The 1,179-nt window shown below is 46.1% G+C and carries 1 pseudogene; it reads left to right on the top strand.

Going from position 1 to position 1,179, the window contains the following annotated elements:
- Window positions 1-1,179, top strand: a pseudogene (locus tag R7P72_RS25165) (MoxR-like ATPase); the annotation flags it as partial.

The following is a 1,179-nucleotide window of genomic DNA, read 5'->3' as shown; positions in this document are numbered from 1 at the left end:
ATGAAACGCCAACTTGGGGTCTGTACGATATTGCGGCGTTTAAGTTTGGTTACGGTCGTAAAGTCGAGACTATTCAAGATTCTTCAGGTTCAGCTCCTGCGCCTGTTGTGAAACCGGCAGACAGTGCGAGCGATGAAGACAAAGCGGCATACGCTCGTTACCTCGCTGATCAGCAAGCCTACCAACAAAGCTTTGCATACAAGTTTGGCAACAATCCAGACAACACATCGCTGATGGTGTGTTCTGAAGTGAAGGCACTAACGGGGAACGAGAAAGGCAAATCACTCTACAACTGTGACTTCAGCCGATTCGATACCGCCGCGTTGTCTGATGATCCAGAACTGAATGCGAAAACTCGTTATGGCGCACTTTACTACCTAGATAAAGTGAATGAAATTGAGCGTAAGTCTTACGATTTCTGTACCGATGGGAACGTTTCTCTAAACAGCGACTGTAACCGTTTTGACGAAGGTACAAACCTAGAAGAAATTGTTTCTTACGAGTGGCAGAACTATCTCGATAGCTATGATCGACGCAACTTGGAGTTATATGGGACGACGGGATTATTCTCGTCCGATTATCCTGGTTACTTAGTGCGCCGTTATATGGAAATGAGCGCTATCCGTGACAAGATGGAAGATCTTGAGCGCATCGATAACCTGTACACCAATCTTGGTTACACTTCGTCAACGGATAAGCCGGGTGATTTCTTATTGCGCATTGCTTCAAACCCTCAATACTGTAGCGAAGGCAAAGCCGATAACTCATGGTTCTGTGATTACGCGAATGGGGCGAAAAAATCCGCGGCGTTCTTCCTTGATATCTTGCGCACACCAGAGCATCAATGTGTGATAGAAAATGCGGCAGGCAACCAAAAAGTGATTTCTTTTGGTCAACTGTTAGACAACAACTCACACCAAATTCCGGCTGATTACGATCTTTCAACAGCCAGCTGTTTTGATGATTTGGCAGCACGCTTTATCGAAGATTCAGATGAGGGCTATATAGCTGTTGCGGAAACTGCGAATGGACGCTTCCTAAACTCAATTGGTAGCTTTGACCCGGATTACCCTTGGTCAAATGCGGTGTCTGTGTTGGGTAACTGGCCAGACAAAGCGCTTGCTAGCTATTTCTTGGCACGTCGATTCTCGAACCGTTTTACTGATGAGGTGAGCTTTG

This window comes from Vibrio sp. Vb0888 (assembly GCF_033338835.1).
Lineage (GTDB): Bacteria > Pseudomonadota > Gammaproteobacteria > Enterobacterales > Vibrionaceae > Vibrio > Vibrio alginolyticus.
This window is presented reverse-complemented; position numbering and strand designations above follow the sequence as displayed.